The 20131-nt window shown below is 70.4% G+C and carries 17 protein-coding genes; 10 read left to right on the top strand and 7 right to left on the bottom strand.

The window, feature by feature from the left end; translation table 11 throughout:
- Window positions 1–9: 9 nt before the first annotated feature.
- From LXT23_RS40925 to LXT23_RS40910, 4 genes are read right to left on the bottom strand one after another with little or no spacing between them, the layout of a single operon-like run.
- The gene (locus LXT23_RS40925; protein WP_253985898.1) at window positions 10–1605 is read right to left on the bottom strand and encodes a caspase family protein; all 1596 of its coding nucleotides are present in this window, start codon (window positions 1603–1605) and stop codon (window positions 10–12) included.
- The gene (locus tag LXT23_RS40920) at window positions 1602–2372 is read right to left on the bottom strand and encodes a DUF4384 domain-containing protein (RefSeq protein ID WP_253985897.1); all 771 of its coding nucleotides are present in this window, start codon (window positions 2370–2372) and stop codon (window positions 1602–1604) included. Before LXT23_RS40920 ends, LXT23_RS40925 begins: the two co-directional genes overlap by 4 nt.
- Entirely contained in the window at window positions 2369–2911 is a 543-nt protein-coding gene (locus LXT23_RS40915) for an RNA polymerase sigma factor (protein WP_253985896.1), read from the bottom strand. Before LXT23_RS40915 ends, LXT23_RS40920 begins: the two co-directional genes overlap by 4 nt.
- A gap of 25 nt (window positions 2912–2936) precedes the next feature.
- The gene (locus LXT23_RS40910; protein ID WP_253985895.1) at window positions 2937–3914 is read right to left on the bottom strand and encodes a hypothetical protein; all 978 of its coding nucleotides are present in this window, start codon (window positions 3912–3914) and stop codon (window positions 2937–2939) included.
- A 208-nt stretch (window positions 3915–4122) separates the two neighbouring features.
- Here LXT23_RS40910 and LXT23_RS40905 point away from each other — a divergent pair, with 208 nt between their 5' ends.
- The 10 genes from LXT23_RS40905 (at window position 4123) to LXT23_RS40860 (ending at window position 16159) form a co-directional block, all read left to right on the top strand.
- Window positions 4123–4980 (top strand): nucleotidyltransferase, encoded by an 858-nt coding sequence (locus tag LXT23_RS40905; RefSeq protein WP_253985894.1) that lies wholly within the window; start codon window positions 4123–4125, stop codon window positions 4978–4980.
- Window positions 4964–5668 (top strand): metallophosphoesterase family protein, encoded by a 705-nt coding sequence (locus LXT23_RS40900; RefSeq protein WP_253985893.1) that lies wholly within the window; start codon window positions 4964–4966, stop codon window positions 5666–5668. Before LXT23_RS40905 ends, LXT23_RS40900 begins: the two co-directional genes overlap by 17 nt.
- A gap of 39 nt (window positions 5669–5707) precedes the next feature.
- Window positions 5708–6598: an ABC transporter ATP-binding protein gene (locus tag LXT23_RS40895; RefSeq protein ID WP_323379139.1), complete on the top strand. Its 891-nt coding sequence runs from the start codon at window positions 5708–5710 to the stop codon at window positions 6596–6598.
- 9 nt (window positions 6599–6607) lie between these two features.
- Window positions 6608–10201, top strand: coding sequence for an ABC transporter permease/M1 family aminopeptidase (locus tag LXT23_RS40890; protein WP_253985892.1), 3594 nt, complete (start codon window positions 6608–6610; stop codon window positions 10199–10201).
- A 37-nt stretch (window positions 10202–10238) separates the two neighbouring features.
- Window positions 10239–11138, top strand: coding sequence for a hypothetical protein (locus tag LXT23_RS40885; RefSeq protein WP_253985891.1), 900 nt, complete (start codon window positions 10239–10241; stop codon window positions 11136–11138).
- Between the two features lie 184 nt (window positions 11139–11322).
- Window positions 11323–12348: an esterase/lipase family protein gene (locus LXT23_RS40880; protein ID WP_253985890.1), complete on the top strand. Its 1026-nt coding sequence runs from the start codon at window positions 11323–11325 to the stop codon at window positions 12346–12348.
- A complete protein-coding gene (locus LXT23_RS40875; protein WP_253985889.1) occupies window positions 12345–12665 on the top strand; it encodes a hypothetical protein in 321 nt (106 codons plus the stop codon). Before LXT23_RS40880 ends, LXT23_RS40875 begins: the two co-directional genes overlap by 4 nt.
- Window positions 12666–12763: 98 nt before the next feature.
- Entirely contained in the window at window positions 12764–14239 is a 1476-nt protein-coding gene (locus LXT23_RS40870; RefSeq protein ID WP_253985888.1) for a DUF2252 domain-containing protein, read from the top strand.
- 88 nt (window positions 14240–14327) lie between these two features.
- Window positions 14328–15629, top strand: a complete 1302-nt coding sequence (locus LXT23_RS40865; protein ID WP_253985887.1) for a phthiocerol/phthiodiolone dimycocerosyl transferase family protein — start codon at window positions 14328–14330, stop codon at window positions 15627–15629.
- Between the two features lie 137 nt (window positions 15630–15766).
- Window positions 15767–16159 carry an SET domain-containing protein gene (locus tag LXT23_RS40860; protein WP_253985886.1) on the top strand — a complete coding sequence of 131 codons (393 nt, stop codon included), beginning with the start codon at window positions 15767–15769 and terminating at the stop codon, window positions 16157–16159.
- 43 nt (window positions 16160–16202) lie between these two features.
- Here LXT23_RS40860 and LXT23_RS40855 read toward each other — a convergent pair whose 3' ends face one another.
- Genes LXT23_RS40855 through LXT23_RS40845 form a run of 3 tightly spaced genes read right to left on the bottom strand, consistent with a single transcriptional unit; the run spans window position 16203 to window position 20127 of the window.
- Window positions 16203–17747 carry a DUF4340 domain-containing protein gene (locus LXT23_RS40855; RefSeq protein WP_253985885.1) on the bottom strand — a complete coding sequence of 515 codons (1545 nt, stop codon included), beginning with the start codon at window positions 17745–17747 and terminating at the stop codon, window positions 16203–16205.
- Window positions 17744–19315 (bottom strand): GldG family protein, encoded by a 1572-nt coding sequence (locus tag LXT23_RS40850; protein ID WP_253985884.1) that lies wholly within the window; start codon window positions 19313–19315, stop codon window positions 17744–17746. The genes LXT23_RS40855 and LXT23_RS40850 overlap by 4 nt, the downstream gene beginning before the upstream one ends.
- A gap of 8 nt (window positions 19316–19323) precedes the next feature.
- Window positions 19324–20127, bottom strand: a complete 804-nt coding sequence (locus LXT23_RS40845) for an ABC transporter permease (protein ID WP_253985883.1) — start codon at window positions 20125–20127, stop codon at window positions 19324–19326.
- Window positions 20128–20131: the final 4 nt, after the last annotated feature.

The following is a 20131-nucleotide window of genomic DNA, read 5'->3' as shown; positions in this document are numbered from 1 at the left end:
CGTGCTCCTTCATGGCTGGTAGGTGAGGAGCGCGCCCAGCTCCCAGTAGCCCAGCGAGCGCTGCTCATCGACGGTGTATTGCAGGTAGTGGACCCGGGCCCGGCCGGTGAGGTGCACGCGCGGCAGCGGCTTCCAGCGCACCCCGCCCACCAGCCCCGGAGAGAACATGGCGAACTTCTGGTCCGGGAACTCCTCGCCCTCGAAGTCGCGCCGCAGCACGAGGTACGCCAGGCGCGCGCCCACGAAGGGCGCCACGCTGCCCTGGGGCCACTCGGAGGTGAGCGTCGTGCCCAGGCTCGTCACCGAGTACCGGTATGCCGGCCCGGACAGCGTGGGCAGCGACAGCACCGCCTGCTTCCCACCCACCGCCACGTCCACGCCCCACACCCAGTCGCGGCGGAAGTAGTCGTGCAGCTGCGCCTCCGCGCCCAGCAAGCCCACGGAGAGGAACAGCGTGTCGCGCGTGGGCGCGTCGAAGAAGGACTGCATGCCGCCGGACAGCCCCACCGTCCACCACGCGCCGCCCTCGCGCGCCGCGCCCTTCACCGGGTCGTCCGAGAAGGGCGCGTCCCGCAGCCGCGCCTCCTCCAGCACCGCCTGCCGCCCGCGAGGCACCTGCACCTCGCCGATGCGCAGCCGGTCCGCGAGCCGGCGCTTCACGCGGTACGTCCCCGGGGCCAGCGCCACGCGGCGCTCGGCGTCCGCCGTCTTGTCCAGCTCCGCCACCACCATGCCGCCCGGGTCCACGAAGTAGTACGTGCCCGCGGGCGCCGGGCCCGGCACCAGCAACCCCTCGCCGCTGGCGCGCAGGTCCGTCAGCACCAGGTCCCCGTTGCCCGCCAGGTCGTAGCTGAACGTCGGGTGCTGCGCGCCCGCGGTGCTGGCCGCCGTGTCCGCCACCGTCCGCGCATACGCATGCGAGTACGCCTCGAACAGCGTCACCCGCCCGTCGCCGCTGCGGTCCGCGTCGCCCAGCAGGCCGCTGGCCAGGTGGTGCGAGAAGTAGCTGCCACGCAGCGCGTCCGACTCCTGCGAGTCCTCGTCCGCCGCGCTGGAGGTGAGGATGACCAGGCCCCGCGCGTCTCGCGCCGCGCCGGCTTCAATCTCGAAGGCCGGGGCCCGCCGCGCGCCCTTCGTCCGCGTCAGTGCGCCGGAGCGGCACGAGTCGAGGATGGCGATGCGGATGTCCGTGGGCGCCTCCGCCAGCCGGCGCTTGAGGTCGTCGAAGTCCAGCCGCGAGTCGCCCAGCCGCAGCGCGCCGTCCTTCGCATGGCCGGAGTAGTAGACGAGCAGCGCGGTGCGCTCGCCGCGCTCCCGGGCCGCGCGGGCGCGCGCCTCCAGGTCCGCCAGCGCCGCGAGGAAGTCCCTCGAGTCCTCGTTCAGCAGCAGCTTCGCGTCCCCCGCGGAGACGCCGCCCAGCCGCTGCAGGAGCGAGTGCATCTTCCGCGCGTCGTCCTGGGCGAAGCGCAGCGGGCGCGTGTCTCCGCCGCCCTCGTCGTTGCCGGCCACCAGCGCGAAGCGGCGCAGCGTGTCGGCGTGCGCGGCCGTCGCCACCAGGGCGAGCGCCACGGCCACGGCTCGGAGGGGGGAGGGCAGGGGGCTCATGGCTTCAGGAGCATCCAGTGCGTCTGTTCACCCGGCACGTCCAGCGGCGCCATCTGCTCCACGTTGCCGTCCGCCGCGAGGAAGGCGCGCCGCGCGGCGTCCACCAGCGACTCCACCGGCACGGGCGCGTCCGACAGCACCAGCACCACCCGCTCGGCGCCGGAGCCGGTGAACTCCCAGCTGCCGGGCAGCCAGTGCAGGTCCGCGCCGGGCTCCACCGGAAGGCTCTCCCCCGACTCCGGGTGCAGGGGCGTGACGTCGCCGATGGCATCCACCGAGAGGGCCGCCACGTAGCGGTGCCCGTCGGCCTGGTAGCCCAGCCTCACCCGCTCGCCCTCCACCAGCTCCTCGGGCCCGTCCTTGCGGGCCTCGCGCTGCGGGCCCGGCCCTCCGCCGATGCGCAGCTCCGCCACCGCGCCACCCTTGATGCCGTTGCGCCCGGGGCTGGGTCCCTCCAGCAGGGGCCGCGCCAGGAAGACCACCAGCACGGAGGCGGCCATGGCCACCGTCGTCGCCACCCAGCGGCGGGGGGGCGTGGTGAAGGCCGTGCCGCGCCGCTGCCGCTGTACCGCGCGCTCCACGCCCGCCTCGAAGCGCTCGAAGGGGATTGCAGCCTCGAAGGCCGCCTGGCCCTGCTCGATTCCGCGCAGCGCGGCGCCGCACACCGTGCAGGAGGCCGTGTGGGCGCGGACGCGGGCGGCCTCGGCGGCGGCCAGCTCCCCGGCGCTCAGGCGGCGCAATGTCCACTCCGACTCGTGCGCGCTCATCGGACCTTCAGCTCCTCTCCGCCCAGCTCGGCGAAGCGCTCCAGCCGCTTGCGGATGGTGGGGACCGAGCGCCCCAGTATCGCCGCCACCTCTTCCAGCGTCATCCCGTCCACGTGGTAGTGGATGACCGCCGCCTGCGTCTCCGTGTCCACCTGCTCCAGCATCCGGCGCACCAGGTCCCGCGTCTCCATCTGCCCCGGGCCTCCGTGCCCTTCCGGCTTCGCCGCCTCGTCCCGCTCGAACCACCGCCGCCAGCCCGCCCGTTCGGAGCGCATCATGTTGAGGCAGTGGTTGGTGGCAATCTTCATCAGCCACGTCAATGGCGAGGACTCCGCGCGGAAGTCCTCGCCCTGGGTGAGGGCGCGGGCGAAGACGTCGTGCATCGCGTCCTCCGCCCGCGTCGGGTCCTTCAGGAGGTAGCGGCAGCGGCTCATCACGCTGCCGCCATACTTCGTGTACAGGTCGCGCAGCAGGGCTCGCCGGTCCCCGGGGCTTCCACCCTGAATCACCTTGAGGACCGGCTGGCTCGTTCCCGTCACGCGCCGCACACTACCGCGAGGGGGCCTACAGCGTGGAGTAGACGGCGGTGCTGAAGGTGCCGCAGGCGCTCACCGCGCCGTACCCCAGGGCCGGGTTGAAGCTGACCGCGAAGTAGGCGCTCAGGAAGTTGCTGTCCCAGCACTCGCTCACCTCGGCCGTGCCGAACAGGTCCCCGCCCGACAGCTTGATGTCCGAGCGGCCCGCACCCGTCGCCTCCCAGCGGCTCTTGATGGCCAGGTTCTCCACGCGCGCGCGGGTGGGGTCGGTGTCGATGTTCTTCTTGATGACGAAGTCCAGCTCGCCTCCGGCGCCCGGGGCCTGCTTGTAGGCGTAGCTCGCGTCCACCCGGCCGTTCTCCACCGCCTCGTCACGCACCTGGCGGAACTCCGCCTGCACCGACGACGCGGCCTGCGCGTCCGTGCGCGAGTAGCGGATCTCCGCGGTGCCCATGTCCTCCTGGTTCTCGCCGGGCAGCGTGCGGCTCTTGTCCCAGTCGATGAGGAACTCGCCGGAGCCATAGCCCTTCACGCGCTCGCCCTCGTCGTCCACCGCGACAGTGTGCGTGCCGGAGAGAATCGCCCTGAAGGCACTGTCCTGCTCGTTCTTGCCCTTGCCCTCCAGCACCCAGGAGTAGCTGTCGTCATCCGTGCGCGTGACGGTCAGCTTCCACGTGGTGGGGCTGAGCGCGTCCGTGTGCGGACCCCACACCGCGACGTCACCCTCGATGGAGGTCGGCGTGTGCTTGACGATTTCCTCGAGGAGGTTGAGCACCCAGAGCGTGCCGCCGTTGACCGTCAGCGCGGCGCCCACGGTGAGCTGGTAGTACTCTGCCTGCTGCCCCTGGCCGTAGAACGCCGTCAGGCCCTGGCCGTTCGGCTTCGGCGACTTCATCTCCACCATCTCCTTGGAGGGCAGGCCCTCGCGGAACGACGCCTCGTCGTTCTTCGCGTTGTCGCAACCGGCGAACACCAGGGCGGCACACAGCAGGCTCTTGCGCAGCATGGTCCTTCTTCCTTTCGGGCAGCCCCCGTGGGGCCGTGCAGCAGCGTGTCTGCCCCCATGGACACAGCCCGGCCGAAAAACAGAAAAGGCGCCTTTTCGGAGGAGGAAAGCTTCGAGAATTCAACGGCTTGGAGGCCGGCTGTCTGCTCTCCAGGCGAATTCAGCCGGCCTTCGCACGGTGGAAATTCCCCGTCCCTACCTTTCGCACATGGAAAAGAGACACCCCAACCATCCCGGGGAGATGGGCACGGACGCGGCGCTGGCGGAGCGCGACCGCGCGCCCGATGAAATCAACGCCCGCGCCCGGGCGATTGGGCTGCTGCACGACGCGGGGGTGCCCTTCGTGGTGGGAGGCGCGTACGCGTACGCCACCTATACCGGCATCTACCGGGACACGAAGGACCTGGACCTCTTCCCGCGCAAGCGTGACGCCCTGCGGGCCCTCGAGGTGCTGGAGCAGGACGGCTGGCGCACCGAGCGCGCGGACGAGGTGTGGCTCTACAAGGCCTACAAGGGCGACTACTTCGTCGACTTCATCTTCTCGTCCGGCAACGGCGTGGCGGTGGTGGACGACGAGTGGTTCAGCAATGCCAAGACGGCCACCATCTTCGGGCACGAGTGCCTTGTGGCACCCGCCGAGGAGATGATCTGGTCCAAGGCGTTCGTGAACGAGCGCGAGCGGTATGACGGCTCGGACGTGAACCACCTGTTCCTGAAGGCGGGGAAGTCCATGGACTGGGAGCGGCTGATGCGCCGCTTCGACCGGTACTGGGAGGTGCTGCTCAGCCACCTGATGATGTTCAGGTTCTCGTACCCATCCGAGCGGGACCTCATCCCGGACTGGGTGATGGCGGAGCTGATGAGCCGCACGCTGCACACCATCCGCGAGGGCCGCTGGGAGGACAAGGTGTGCCGCGGCAACCTCATCTCGCGGGTCAACTACCACGTGGACATCCACCACTGGGGCTTCGGCGACGGACGGGCGTGGGACGAGAGCGAGCGGAAGGAGGGAGGCGAGCGTGGCGAGGGATCCGAGTTCGAAGATTCGGTTGGCGGCAGTCGGTGACCTTCACTGCCGCGAGGACCACCACGGCCGCTTCCGTCAGCTCGTCAAACAGGTGAACGCCACGGCGGACCTGCTCGTGCTGTGCGGGGACCTCACCGACCGCGGGATGATTGAAGAGGGCAAGGTGCTCGCGGAGGAGCTGTCCGCCCTGCGCGTGCCCTGCGCGGCGGTCATGGGCAACCACGACTACGAGCACGGGCAGGCCAAGGAGATCTGCGGCGAGCTGGCCAAGGCGGGCGTCCACATCCTCGACGGGGACCACTTCATCTTCGAGAAGGTGCTGGGCGTCGCGGGGGTGAAGGGCTTTGGCGGCGGCTTCGGGAACGCCACGCTGCAGGCGTTCGGCGAGGCGCAGACGAAGGCCTTCGTGCAGGAGGCCGTCACCGAGTCCCTGAAGCTGGAGGCTGCGCTGAGCCACCTCGACACGGACAAGAAGGTGGTCATCATGCACTACTCCCCGGTGCCGGAGACGCTGGACGGGGAGAACATCGAAATCCGTCCGTTCCTCGGGACGAGCCGGCTGTCGATGCCCATCGACCACTACGGCGCGGAGGCGGTGTTCCACGGCCACGCGCACCACGGCGCGCGCAACGGGAAGACCAAGAGCGGCATCCCCGTCTACAACGTGGCCATGCCCCTGCTGGCGAAGCTCACCCCGGACCAGCGGTACGTGCTCCTGGAGGTGTGACGGCGGCAGCCAGGCCCGGTGGATGAAATCGGAGCTCCGGTGGGGCGTACCCTCCGGGGCATGCTGCGCATCTCCGCCGTTTCGAAGACCTATCCCAACGGCGTGAAGGCGCTCCGGGGCATCGACCTGACCATCGAGCGGGGGCTGTTCGGCCTGCTCGGGCCGAACGGGGCAGGGAAGTCCACCCTCATGCGCATCCTGGCCACGCTCCAGGAGCCGGACGCGGGGCAGCTCACTTTCGACGGCGTGGACGTGCTCGCGGACCCGAGGGCCCACCGCCGGTACCTGGGCTATCTCCCCCAGGACTTCGGCGTGTACCCGGGCGTGTCCGCCGTGGAGCTGCTGGACCACCTGGGCGTGCTCAAGGGCCTGACGAACCGGCGGGAGCGCGAGGCGCAGGTGGAGGCGCTGCTCCACCAGACGAACCTGTACGCGCACCGGAAGAAGGCCGTCAGTGGCTTCTCGGGTGGCATGCGGCAGCGCTTCGGCATCGCCCAGGCGCTGCTGGGGGCGCCGCGCATGCTCATCGTGGACGAGCCCACGGCGGGCCTGGACCCCGAGGAGCGCAACCGGTTCCACAACCTCCTGAGTGAAGTCGGGGAGAACGTCGTGGTGCTCCTGTCGACGCACATCGTCGAGGACGTGCGCCAGCTCTGCCCCAGGATGGCGATTCTCTCGCAGGGCCAGGTGCTGCGAGAGGGAGTCCCCGAGCAGCTCGTCGCCGGACTCGAGGGGCGCGTGTGGCGCAAGACGGTGGAGAAGGCCGACGTCGCCCGCCACAAGGCCGCCATGCAGGTGCTCTCCACGCAGCTCGCAGGCGGGAAGACGGTGCTTCGCGTGTTGTCGGACGGGCCTCCTGGCGAGGGCTTCACCCCGGTGCCTCCGGACCTCGAAGACGTGTACTTCTCCGTGCTCACGGCGGCGGCCTAGGGGGGCACCATGCTCGGCGGGGTGCTTCGCTTCGAGTGGCGCTACCAGACGCGCCAGGTCTCCTTCTGGGTCGCGGCGGCGGCCTTCCTGCTGCTGGGCTTCGTGTTCGTCCAGACGGGCTACGGGCCGGACAACGTCCACGTCAACTCGCCGTACACCATCATGCAGTCGCTGGGGCTGCTGTCCCTGTTCTCCATCTTCGCGCTCAGCCTCTTCTGCGCCAACGCGGCGCTGCGGGACACCGAGCACAAGATGGAGGAGCTCGTCTACGCGACCTCCGTCGGCAAGCTCACGTACCTGTCGAGCCGCTTCGCGGGAGTGCTGCTGGCCTCGCTCGCGATGCTCTGCGTCGCGACGCTGGGATTGTTGGTGGCGCCCCGGGTGGTGACGGTGGACCCGGAGCAGCTCGGGCGCACCGACGTGCTCCGGTATGTCTGGGCGCTCGCGGTGATGGTGCTGCCCAACCTGGTGTTCGCCGCGTCGCTGCTCTTCGCCATCTCCGTGCTGACGCGCAGCGCGCTGGCCAGCTACGTGGGCGCCGTCTTCGTGTACGCGCTGTACATGGTGGGCTCGCTGCTGGGGGACTCGCCGATGATGGCGGGCGCGGCGACGCAGACGCCGGAGGCAATGGCGCGCGCCGCCCTGCTGGACCCGTTCGGCCTGTCGGCGTTCTTCGCGCAGACGCGGTACTGGACCGAGCACGAGCGGAACACCCGCCTGCTCGCCCTGGAGGGCCACTTCCTGCTCAACCGCGCTCTGTGGCTGGGCGTCTCGGCGGCCGTGCTGGGGTTCGTCTACACGCGCTTCGCCTTCCGGGTGGCACGCGGGACGAAGACGGGCCGCGACGACACGGCGGACGCCGCGCCGGTTGCCTCCACGTATCACCCCGTGCCGGGCCGGGCCCTGCCGGGCGCGGTGTCCTGGGCCGCGCTCCGGTCCGCGACGCGGCTGGAGCTGCGGTACGTGCTGCGGAGCGGGGCCTTCCTGGCGCTGCTGGCGCTCTGGCTGCTGGTCATCGGCATGGAGGTCGTGGCCGGCGCCACCCGCGCGGAGTACGGCACCCGCATCTGGCCGACGACGGGCCTGCTGTTCGACAGCATCCAGCAGCCGCTGTCCCTCTTCGGCACGCTGATGCTCCTCTACTACGGCGCCGAGCTCGTCTGGAGGGAGCGGTACTGCCGCATGGACGCGGTCCTCGACGCGACGCCGGCCTCCAGCGCCGTGTTCTATCTGTCCAAGGCCGTGGCGCTGGCCGTGCTGACGGTGCTGCTGACCGTCACGGCCGTGGGGCTCGCGGTGGCGTACCAGCTCGTGCGCGGGTACCACCACCTGGAGCCGGGGCTCTACCTGTCGCTGCTGTACTTCAGCGTCCTGCCCCTGCTGCTGTTCGCCGTGGCCGTGCTGTTCGTCCAGGCACTGAGTCCCAACCGCTACGTGGGGATGTTCCTGGGGCTGCTGCTGGCGCTGCTCGTCCACCAGGGCGACGCCATCGGCCTGGAGCACGGGCTGCTGCGGTACGCGGGTGGGCCCGCGGTGCGGCACTCGGACATGAATGGCTTCGGGACCGTGGCCGCGTCCTTCTCCGCCTTCATGGTGTACTGGAGCGCGTTCGCGAGCCTGCTGGCGCTCGTCACCTGTGGCCTCTGGCGGCGCGGCGTGAGTCCCTCGCTCCGCGCGCGCTTCGCGGCCCTGCCGCGCCAGTGGGGCCGAGGCGGTCAGGTCGGCGCGGCTGCCTGCCTGGGCGTGTTCATGCTGACGGGCGGCTTCATCTTCCACGGCACGAACATGCTGAACACGTACGAGACCGCCGGGCAGCAGGCCGACTGGAAGGCGGACTACGAGCGGGCCTACAAGCAGTACGAGACGCTGGCGCAGCCGAGCGTGGTCGCGGTCAAGGCCGACGTGGACCTGTTCCCCGAGGCGCGGCGCTACCGCGTGGCCGGTACGTATCGGCTGGAGAACCGGACCCCGGAGTCCATCGACACGGTCTGGGTCGCCGTGCGCAGGGATGTGTCGGGCGCCGTGCTGAAGCTGGAGGGCGCGCGGCTGCTCTCCCACGACGCGCGCTTCGGGATGTCCGCGTTCCGGCTGGAGCGCCCGTTGTCACCCGGTGCGCGGACCGAGCTGACCTTCGAGGTCGAGGTGGCGCGGCGAGGCGTCCAGTCCTCGGAGCCGGACACCTCCATCGTAGGGAATGGCTCGTTCATCACGAATCTGGAGGCATTCCCCACCCTCGGCTACCGGAAGACGTACGAGCTGCGCGACGCGCGGGAGCGGCGCGAGCGCGGCCTGCCCGAGCTGCCGCTGACGGCGGTGGCGGAGGATGCGCCGGGGCTGGGGCCCGTGGGCGGACAGGAGCGGGCGTGGGCGACGCTGGACACGACGGTGTCCACGTCCGGGGACCAGGTCGCCGTGGCGCCGGGCAGGCTGCGGAAGGAGTGGCGCGAGCACGGGAGGCGCTACTTCCACTACGTCATGGACCGGCCCATCAACCCGTGGTTCGCGTACGTGTCCGCCCGCTACGCGGTGGAGAAGGTGCGGCACCGAGGCGTGGACGTGGAGGTGTACTTCCACCCCGCGCACGCCTCCAACGTGCAGCGCATCCTCCAGGCCGCGACGCGCTCGCTGGACGCCTTCGGCGAGCAGTTCGGCCCCTATCCGCACGAGCAGCTCCGCATCGTCGAGGTGCCCTCCTACGCGAGCTTCGGCGCGCTGGCGCTGCCCAACACCATCTACTTCCCGGAGCATCGCGGGTTCCTCGCGGACCCGCGCAACCCCGAGGACATCGACCTCGTCACCCGGCGCATCGCGCACGAGGTGGCCCACCAGTGGTGGGGGCACCAGGTCGACCCGGTGGACGGCGCGGGGGCCACGACGCTCAACGAGTCGCTGGCGAAGTACTCCGAGCAGCTGGTGATGCGGGCCGCGTACGGCGAGGCGCCCCTGCGCAGGCTGCTGGGCTACGAACTGGACCGCTACCTCACGGGCAGGACGGGCGAGCAGACCGAGGAGCCGCCGCTCACCGAGGCCAGAGACCAGGCGTACCTCTACTACGCGAAGGGTGCCCTGGTGATGAACGCCCTGCGAGACCTCCTGGGCGAGGCCGCGGTGAACCGGGCGTTGAGCCGGCTGGTGCGCGAGCGGGCCTGGCCGAATGCATCCCCCACGACGCACCACCTGCTGGCCGCGCTGCGGGCCGAGGCCCCGGAAGGACACCACGTGCTCATCGACCAGTGGATGAAGCAGGTGGTCCTCTATGACTTGAAGGTGGAGTCCGCCACGTCCGAGCCGCTGGCCGATGGCCGCTTCCGAGTGACGGCCCGGATTGGCGCGGCGAAGGCGGCGCGGCGAGCCGGCTCGGACCACCCGCTGGACATGGATGAGCAGTTGGACCTCGCCGTGTTCCCCCGGCACCCGGACCGGATGTCCCCGGAGGAGCCCGCGCTGTACGCGGCGAAGCACCGCATCGTCGGCGCTTCCACGGAGGTGTCCGTCGTCGTGAACGAGCGTCCCGAGTACATCGGGGTGGACCCCTTCCTCCTGCGCATCGAGCTGGAGAAGGGGGACAACTTCCGGAAGGTGGTGGAGGCAGGGCGGCCGTAGGACCTCGGGCGTGAGTGGGTTGGTCTAGAGTGCCCGCATGTCCCGCGAAGAGAACACCCGCTATGTCGTAGACACGACCACGCAGCTGACCTCCAAGGTCCTGCTTGGACGCTTCCGCTCACCCAAGGCTCTATTGGGTTTCCTCGGCGGGCTGTGGCTGCTGCTGGTGGTCGTCTTCGTCGTCATGTACAGCCTGCTCCAGGGTGACGGGCGTCCGGCCCCGGAGTCACCCGTCCAGGCGAAGCGCTCCTCCCCGTCACTGCCGAACGGTCTGCTCTTTGTCGGAGTCTTCGCGCTCTCGGTGGGTGGTGCCTTGGGGTTCGGCGCCTGGAAACGGAAGCAGTCCATCCGCGCCTATGCGAAGGGCCTGCGGAGCCCGGAACCGAGCGCCCTGCTCGTGGCCATCGACCAGATGTTCCCCAAGCAGGGCGCCATGGCCGACTTCGAGGTGTTCCGGGTGCAGGCTCGTGCGGTGGCCTGCGTACTGTATGGACAGGTGGAGCCTGCGCGTCGCGAGCTGCGGCAGGTCAGCTGGGAGGGAAAGCCGCCCATCGTCCGCGCCCTCCCGTTGGGAGTCGAGTCGCTCATCCAGTTGCTCTGCACAGGTGAGCACGCCCAGGGGCTCACGCTTGCGCGCGAGGCGCTGGCGATGGTCGACCTTCCCAACGCGTGGCCCGGTGCGAAGCAGGGCCGCGCCTTCTATGAGATCTGTGTTCGCACGGGAGAGTGGCTCACCGGCGAGGCCACGTCCTCCACCCTCAAGGAACTGGAGCTGCACCACCAGGGGACCACCATTCCGGTCATCCGGCTGCTCAGCGCCTGGGGCCTTCGGGTGGCGTACCACCGTGCGGGAGACATGGCCCGCGCCGAAGAGATGCGACGCTTCCTCCAGGAGCAAGCCCCCCACTGTCAGCCGCTCCAGCAACTGCCGGCCTGAGTCCTCAGCCGTCCAGTTGAAGGGTGCGGCACAGGCAGCGGTGAACACGAGCGCGCACAGGAGCGGACTCCGGGAGGACATGCGACGCCAGGCCTGGACGTTCACAGAGCACGCTGGCAACACGGGGCCAGGGGCTCCTGGTGATTCATGCCGCGCTGTGTCATCGTCAAGGCACGAGGCCCTCTTGCTCCCAATCGAAGCGAAGGAAGTCCCGGCCTCCGTGCCGGAAACCCGCGGTGCCGGCTCGCCCCGGGTGGAGTTCGCCATCGGCGTCCTCAACGGCGTGGTGGGGGACTACCTGCACCGGCAGGACAACGGGCTGGCCACGCCGATGGAGCTCATCCACGACGGCCGTCCGCTCCGGCTCGACCGCGAGTCGCTTCAGCGTGCGTACCCCCATTCGCGGGGGCGGCTGACGCTCTGGGTGCACGGGCTGGCCGTCACCGAGGCCGTCTGGGCCTTCCCGGGTGAGCCGTCGGTGACGTACGGCGCGCTTCTGGAGCGCGATCTCGGCTTCACGCCGCTGTACCTCCGCTACAACACGGGCCTGCACATCTCCGACAACGGCGAGTCCCTGGCGCGGCTGTTGGAGGAGCTCGTCGCCGCGTTCCCGGTGCCCGTCGAGGAACTGGTCCTGATGGGCTACAGCATGGGCGGGCTCGTCGTTCGCAGCGCGTGCCACGTCGCGGCCGAGGCAGGCCACACCTGGCTGTCGCGGGTCCGCCGCGCCTTCTACATCGGCGTGCCGCACCTGGGCAGCCCGCTGGAGCGCGTGGGCAACGCCGTCTCGTGGGTGCTGCGCAAGGTCCCCAATGCGTACACGCAGCTCATCGCGGACGTGGTGGACCTGCGCAGCAACGGCGTGAAGGACCTGGGCATGGCCCGCCTGCTGCGAAGGGACTGGGACGGCGCGGCCGTGGACGTGCCCATCCAGAGTCGCTGCCATCCCGTCCCGTTGCTGCCGGGTATCTCGCACCACCTGCTCGTGGGCGCGCTGGCCGCCAGGGAGCGGCACCTGCTCTCCGTGCTGTTCGGAGACGGTGTGGTCCCCCTGGCGAGCGCCTCGGGCAGGGCGGGCCATGTGGACCACGACCTGCGCGTTCCACCCGAGAACGTGCGGGTGCTCACCGGCATCCACCATGTCGCGCTGGCGCACGACGCCCAGTGCTACGCCGGGCTCCGGGCCTGGTTCGAGGAGGCGTCACCATGAAGCGCTGGCGCGGGCTGAAGGCCCTGGTGCAGGACGTGGTGGACCGGGGCGCGACGGCTGTCGAAGGCGTCCACCGGCGCACGTCGGCGGTGCCCTTCCGGTTGCTGCGGCGCATCCGGCCGCTGGAGGCGCCCGTCGGCCGCGTCCAGGCGCTCCATGACCTGGCCCTGTCGACGTCGTACGGGATGGTCCGGCTGGTGAACCGCGTGGTCGGCAAGACGGCGGACGTGGCGCTCGACGTGCTGGAGGCGCGAGCGGGCAGGGCGCGCATCCGCGAGGTGGCGCCTCCCGACGCGCTGCCGCCCTCCACGCCCTGAGCGCAGGTAGCCAGGCAGGCAGGCGGGCAGCGCTCCCCAGGCAGGGTGCTTCCGGTCCCTGCGGTCCGGCCCCACCTTGCTGGGAGGGAGCGAGACCCATGGAGGATGACCCATCCGCCGATCTCGGGGCCGCGAAGGTCCCGCTGGTATCCGCCGAGCGGCAGCAACATGTCCGCCGGGCACCTCGCGGGAAGCGGCCCTCGCTGCTGGCCCGGGGGGACTTCCGGAGCGTGGACGAGCGGATGGCGGCGGGGCGCGCGCTGCGCAAGCGCTGCCCCCGGAGCTCTCACGCGACGTGGAAGCCCTTCCGCGGGCGTGAGCCGCTGGAGCAGCTGCGCCGCTCGGACGCGACGCGGCTGCCGTGGCTGGTGCCGGTGCGCCACGAGCGCATGGCCGAGTCGAGCTTCGCGTTCCTGCGGGGCACGCCCTTCGTCATGGCGCGCGACCTGGCGCACACGCCGGTGAGCGGCCCGCGCTCGCAGCTCTGCGGGGATGCGCACCTGGCGAACTTCGGCCTCTTCGGCACGCCGGAGCGGCGCCTCATCTTCGACCTCAACGACTTCGACGAGACGCTGCCGGGCCCCTTCGAGTGGGACGTGAAGCGGCTGGCCGCGAGCTGTGTCGTGGCGGCGCGGCAGAACGAGCTCGGCAGGGGCTGCGGGAGGAAGGCGGCCCGCCGCGCCGTGAAGGCCTACCGGGAGATGATGCGCGAGCTGTCACATGACGGCCTGCTGGCGGTGTGGTCCCGGGCCGTGGATGCGAAGCAGCTGGTGCGTGACTGCCACGGCCCGGACCGCATCGCGGCGGAGGCCGTGGAGAAGGCCCGCCGTCACACCAGCGCGCACGCGGTGGAGAAGCTCACCGTGGAGCGCGGCGGCCGGCGTCACCTTGCCTACCAGCCTCCGCTGCTCTTCCCGCTGGGCTCGGTGAAGATGGGCATCTCGTCCGCGGAGCTGCGCCGCAGGATGCGGCGGCTGGCCGCGGGCTACCTGGCGTCCCTGGACGGCGCCATGAGAGACCTCTGCCTGCGCTACCAGCAGCGGGAGTGGGGCTTCAAGGTGGTGGGCGTGGGGAGCGTGGGGCTCCAGGCCTACGTGGTGCTGTGCGAGGGCAACGGCGGCGATGACCCGCTGGTGCTCCAGGTGAAGGAGGCGCAGGCCTCCGTGCTGGAGCCGTACCTGGGCCCGAGCGGCTTCCGCAGCGCCGGGGAGCGCGTGGTGGTGGGGCAGCGGCGCATGCAGTCCTTCTCGGACATGTTCCTCGGGTGGACGGAGGTGGAGGGGATGGGCGCCTTCTACGTCCGGCAGCTGCGCGACATGAAGGGCGCGCTGGACGTGGAGAAGATGGAGGCCGACGTGTTCCTCGACTACGCGGAGTCCTGCGGTGCCACGCTGGCCCGCGCCCACGCGCGTACCGGGGACGCCGCCGTCATTGCCGGCTACCTGGGCAGTGGCACCTGCTTCGACGAGGCCCTGGCCGACTTCGCCTGCGCGTACGCGGACCAGGTGGACGAGGACTACGCGCGCTTCATCGAAGCGCAGGTCCGCGAGGCGGACGCGGGCCTTCTGCACTGAGCGGAGTGGCGCTCCCTGGCGGGTTCTTGTTCCGCCTCAGTGCCTGTGACGGGATGCCCGGACACGTTGAAGTCCGTGGAGCATCCGCATGCCAGTGGCCCGGGCGCTGAGCCCCAACGAAGCGGAGTTCGAGTTCTACAACCGCAAGCTGAGCGGCGCCCTGCAGATGCAGCTGTGCCTGCGGCTGGAAGGGCCGCTCACCTTCGAGCTCGTGCAGCGGGCGCTGCGGCTGCTCCAGCAGGAGCACACGCTGCTCCAGGCGCGCATCGCCAGCGTGGACGGTGCCCTGCACTACGAGGTGGACCCCGCGCTGCGACTCCCCGCCAGGCAGGTGGAGCGCACGGAGCCCGAGCAGTGGCGCGCGGTGATTCGCGAGGAGCTGAACGCGTCCCTGGACTCGGCCGAGGGGCTGATGCGCGTCAGCTACATTCCGGCTGGCGCCGGCACGCCGCTGCACGACCTGGTCATCAAGTCGCACCACGGCATCATGGACGCCGCGGCGATGATGCGCGTCTACGGCCGGCTGCTGGAGCTGTGCGGCGAGCTGGCGGCGGGGAGGGAGCCCGCGCCCGTGCCGGCCCGCCCCGTGTCACCGCCCACGACGGAGCTGCTGCCCCTCAAGGGGGTGGCCCTGGCGCTGAAGAAGGCCCGCTTCATGGCGCACATGATGGGGACGCTGCTCACGAAGAAGCCCCGGCCGCTGCCCATCACGGACTTCGCGCCGGTGGACGAGCAGCAGTCCAGCTTCGAGGACCTCCGGGTGCCGGCGGACGTGCTGGCCCCACTGGTGGAGCGGGCTCGTGAGGAGCGCAGCTCCATCACCGCGGCGCTCGCGGCGGCCATGCTGCTCACCATCCGCAAGGGCCTGCCGGGGGAGGGGCCGATGAACCTCGCCTGGCTCTCTCCGCTGAGCTACCGCAACGCCATCCAGTCGGAGTTCGCGGACCCCTCCAACCTGGCCTTCGCGTTCGGCACGGGCATGTTCGTCAACGCGGTGGATGCGCGCAACGGGACGTTCTGGGACCTGGCGCGCGCGACGAAGGCGAACATCGAGGCCGCGCTCGCGAGCCAGCTGCACTACACCACCCCGCACCTGGCGAAGCTGCGGCTGAGCTTCTTCGAGAAGGAGAAGCCGCCGGCCATGGTGCTCTCGTTCTCGAACATGGGCACCTTCCAGGTGGCCGACGCGTTTGGCCCGCTGACGCTCCGGGAGATTCAATTCACGCCAGCCATCCGCGGCTACGGGCCGCTGTGGGTCGTGCACGCGTATACCTACCGGGAGGAGCTGTACCTCCACCTGGGCTTCGCCCAGCCCCTGCTGCGCCCCGAGGCGGCGCGAGCCTGGCTGGACTCGGTGGTCGGCTATCTGAGGGCGTCCCTGGCGAGGTAGCTGTCTACCCACCTGGGCCCGAGCGTACAGGGGGACTTCCGCTCGGCGCCCGGCGTAAATACTTCGTGTGGACACGAGGCGTGGGCGGGATGATGTCAGGGCATCGGAGTAAGCAAGAGTCGAGGACATCCACCACCATGCTGCGTGTGAAGACGTTCATCGCTCAGTCCGGCATCCATGGCACGGGCCTGTTCGCGGCCGAACCCATTCCCAAGGGCACCGTGGTCTGGGGCTTCGACCCGCCCGTGGACCAGCGGTTCACCCCGGAAGACGTGGCGAAGATGCCCCCGGTGATGAAGACCTTCCTGTCGCGCTACGCCTACAGCGACCGGGGCACGCTGGTGCTGTGTGGAGACCATGCGCGCTTCATGAACCACTCGCCCAAGCCGAACTGCGGGAACGACCCGACCCGGCAGTACACGCTCGCCCTCCGTGACATCGAGCAGGGCGAGGAGCTGACGGACGACTACGTCACCATGGAGGACAGCTGGGCGCCGTTCTCCGGCATCATCGAGCCCGAGCGGATGTGAGCCGCGGGGCGGGGCGCGCGAGGATGCGCGGGGCCTCGAGGCCCTACGGAGTCGGCGCCGCCGTGGCGTCGGTCCCACCGTCCGTGACAGCAGGGGAGGGCGGGGCCTCCAGCACGTCCTCGACCTTCGCGGGCAGCTCCACCCAGGTGGCGGACACCTCCAGCACGTCCGCGCTGGAGCCCCGCGCATACACCGTGCCGGGCTTGTCCTTCACCTCATGGCCCAGCCACAGCCGCGCCAGCTCCTTCCCGTCGGCGCCCAGCAGCGCCGCGCCCCGTGACGCGTCGGAGATGCCGTACTTCGCCCAGCTCTTCGGCTTCGGCTCGCCGAAGGCCACGGCCTTGTACGTGTCCAGCGAGCCCAGCAGCGACGCCACCTTGAAGTGCTGCGCCTTGCCGGGCTTCGGTGACTCCACCTCCCACGCGCCGGCGCCGCCGTCCGTGCCGGACACCCTGGCCACGGTGATGGGCTCCGCGCCGCCGCCCGGGTGGAACACCACGCGCCGCACGTCCTCGCGCCGGAAGGCCAGCACCCGCTTGTCCTTCAGCTCCGGCACGCCCACGTCCAGCACCGCCAGCGCGGTCTCCGGCACCTCGCCCAGCAGCGCCTGCGCGCCCTGCTCGCGCAGCGCGTACACCTTGATGGCGCCGTCCTCCGTCACCCTCGACAGGCGCACGCGCACCGGCTCACCCGTGGCCGGGATGAAGCGCGCGTCCACCGCCGGCGCCTCCAGCCCCAGCTTCTTGCGCGTCTCCGGCGAGTCCACCGGGAAGGACAGCGCGTGCTGGTCCTTGAGCGCCGTCAGCAGGTCCGCCACGCGCACCTCGTCCGCGCGCTCCGCCACCGGCTTCACCAGCCTCCACCCCGTGCCGCCCGGGTCTCTCGCGAGCTGGTACGCATTCGTCTTCGCCTTCACCTCGATGCCCTGGAACGACGCCTCCACGAGCGGTCCGAGGAACTCCTTGGCGCGCAGCGCGAAGGTGTCCTTGTCCAGCGACCAGCGCACCGCACCCGGCGCCGCGTACACCTTCGGGTCCCCCTCGCGGCGCACGTACACGGAGCCGTCGAAGGTGTTCTCGATGCCGCCATGCAGCGTCACCGTGCGCTGGCGCGCCGGGTCGTCCGCGCCGCCGCCCTTCGCGTCTGGCACGTACGCCTGCGCCGTCACCGTGAAGACCGGCGTCTTCAGCCCGTACTTCTCCAGATCAGCGTCCGTGGGCGCCTCGTCCACGACGGAGCTGAACCGGGACGAGCCCAGCGTGCTGGCGATGGCCTCCACCGCCGCCTGCTCCGCCCTGGCCGCCACCGGCGCGGTGACCTTCCAGCCGCCGCCCTGCTCGCGCACCAGCTCCGTGGTGCCGCTCGTCGCCTTCACCGTGAGCTTCGTGAAGACGGGGGCCGGCGGGGCTCCGCCGTCCTCTCCGCGCGCCCCCGCCTCGTGGGCGGCGAAGAGCTGCTCGGAGGCCTGCTGCTGCGCGGCCTGCTGCTGCTCGGGCTCGCGCACGCCGTACCACGCGTAGAGGCCCAGGCCCGCCGCCGCGGCGGTGAGGGCCAGCAACGTCACCAGGTTCTTCCGTGCCTGCGTCACTTGTTGCGCCTCGCCAGCCAGATGGCCAGCCCCATGCCCAGCAGCGACAGGGGCAGCAGGTCCGTGGAGACGAAGCGGATGCCGTCCATGGTCGCCTCGTCCAGCTCCAGGGTGGACGTCTCGCGGTCCGGCGGGCGGAAGGTAATCTTCGCCACCTGGTTGGACGCCCACCCCAGCGAGTTCATCACCAGGTTGCGGTTGGGCTCGTGTCCCCAGTTCGGGTCCAGCAGCAGCTCCGAGTCACCCACCACCACCAGTCGCGCCTCGTCGAAGCGCTTGTCCTGCGCGTCCTTCGTGTCTCGGGTGGCGGCGACCACCAGCGTGAGCTGGCCCGTCTTCTCGCCGTCGGAGGGCATGGCGTTCTCCTCCGGCTTCGTCTCCACCCAGCCGTACTGCGAGGTGAGCACCACCGGCTCCACCTTCACGCCCGGCGCCACGCCTCCGCGCAGCGCGGACAGGCTGCGCGGCGTGGGCAGCTCCACGTTCAGGTTGCGCTGCCGCAGCGGCTTGCCAATCTCGTGCTCGCTGTAGAAGGGCGACAGCACGACGTAGGGGTTGCCGCTGTTGAACTGCGCGTCCGCGGCGATGCCGTCATCCACCTGCACGCCGTACTCGGCCAGCAGCGCGTCCAGGCCGTCCTCCAGGCCCGCGTCCGCGAAGTAGAGCATCCGCCCGCCCGCGGCCAGGTACCGCTGGAGCGCCTCCACCTCCGGCTTCACGAACGGCGCCCGCGCCCCCGCGATGACGACCAGCGAGGCGTCCTTGGGCACGTCGGGCATCCCGGCGAGGTTCAACGTCTCCGGGCTGTAGCCCTCCTGCCGGAGCTGTTGAATCAGCTCGGACAGGGTGGCGCCCGGGTCGGTGGGCGACGCCTGGCCCTTCTCCAGCGGCCACTCACCGTGGCCGGTGACGAAGTAGACCTTCTGCGTGCCCACCGCGCTGAGCTTGATGAGCGCGTTGGTCAGCTCCAGCTCGGACAGGGTGTTGAGCGTGGTGTGCGACTCGCTGGCGCCCTCGCCGCGCACCAGCACCACCGTCGTCTGGCCGTCCTTGAGCTGGTACTTCGCGGCCAGGTCCGGGCTGCGGCGCGGGTCCTTGAAGGTGTACTCGAACTTCTCCGGCGCCTCGGTGTGGTAGCGCTGGAACAGCTCCTCCAGCATCCCGTAGTACGTGTGCGTGGGCGGGATGAAGCCGATGGCGCGCACCTTGTCCGTCAGCCCGGCCAGCGTGGCCGTCGTCTGGGGCGCCAGCGTGTAGATCTTCTCCTTCGTCAAATCCCAGCGCTTGTTCTTCTTGAAGGCGATGTAGTTCACCGCCACCAGCCCGCCCAGCACCACCAGCGCGGTGAGCACCGTGCTGGCGAAGAAGAAGCTCGACTTGCGCGAGGCGAACTGGCCGAACTGCTTGTAGTTGGTGGCGAAGTACGCGCCCAGCAGCAGCAGGCCCACGCCCGCCTTCAGGCCGCTGGCCACCAGGCTCCCCGAGGTGACGAACAGGGTGAAGGGGCTCGACAGCAGCAGCAGCAGCCCGAACGCACCCAGCACCTTTCCGACGTTGGTCGCTCTCATGGGGCTCCTCACGCCCAGCGCTGCGCTTCCACCGTGCGGTGGGTGAGCAGCAGGGAGAAGACGATGACCGAGGCGAAGAACACCATCGACTGGATGTCCATCACCCCCTTGAGCATGTTCTGCAACTGCGCGTCGAAGGACAGGTACGCCAGCACCGAGCGCAGCGGCTCCTCCACCGACTGCGCCACGCCCGACAGCAGCATCCACGGCAGCAGCACGGTGAACGTCAGGAACGCGGCCAGCATCTGGCTCTCCGTCAGCGCGGAGATGAACAGCCCCACCGCCATGCAGGTGGCCCCCCACACCAGGAGCCCGCCGTAGCCCAGCAGCACCGTGGACCACTCCAGCGCGGCGCCGGACTCACCCTTGCCGAACGCGGACAGCAGCAGCGGGAAGACGATGGTGAGCCCCAGCGTGGCGGAGATGACGCCCAGGCCGCCCAGGTACTTGCCCAGCACGATTTCGATGGGCCGCACCGGCGCCGTCATCAAGAGCTCGAAGGTCTTGTTGCGCTTCTCCTCGGCGAACAGCCGCATGGAGAGGAAGGGCGCCACGAAGAGGGTGATGATGAGGATGGTGCCCCACAGCTGCACCACCACTCCGTCCGTGAGGTTGCGGTACACGTTGTAGTCGGGCGGCAGCTGCTCCCACCCCATCAGCCGCGCCATGTCCTGCACCTGCTTGAACTTCTGCAGCAGGTCCACGAAGAAGAACGACGACAGCGCCACCATCGCCGTGAAGACCGCGTAGGCCCACGGGGTGGTGAAGTAGATGGACAGCTCCTTGCGGGCAATCGCCAGGGCGGTGCGCATGGAT

This window comes from Pyxidicoccus xibeiensis (genome assembly GCF_024198175.1).
Lineage (GTDB): Bacteria > Myxococcota > Myxococcia > Myxococcales > Myxococcaceae > Myxococcus > Myxococcus xibeiensis.
Note: the sequence above shows the minus strand (reverse complement) of the source record. Positions and strands in the feature narration are given on the sequence as shown.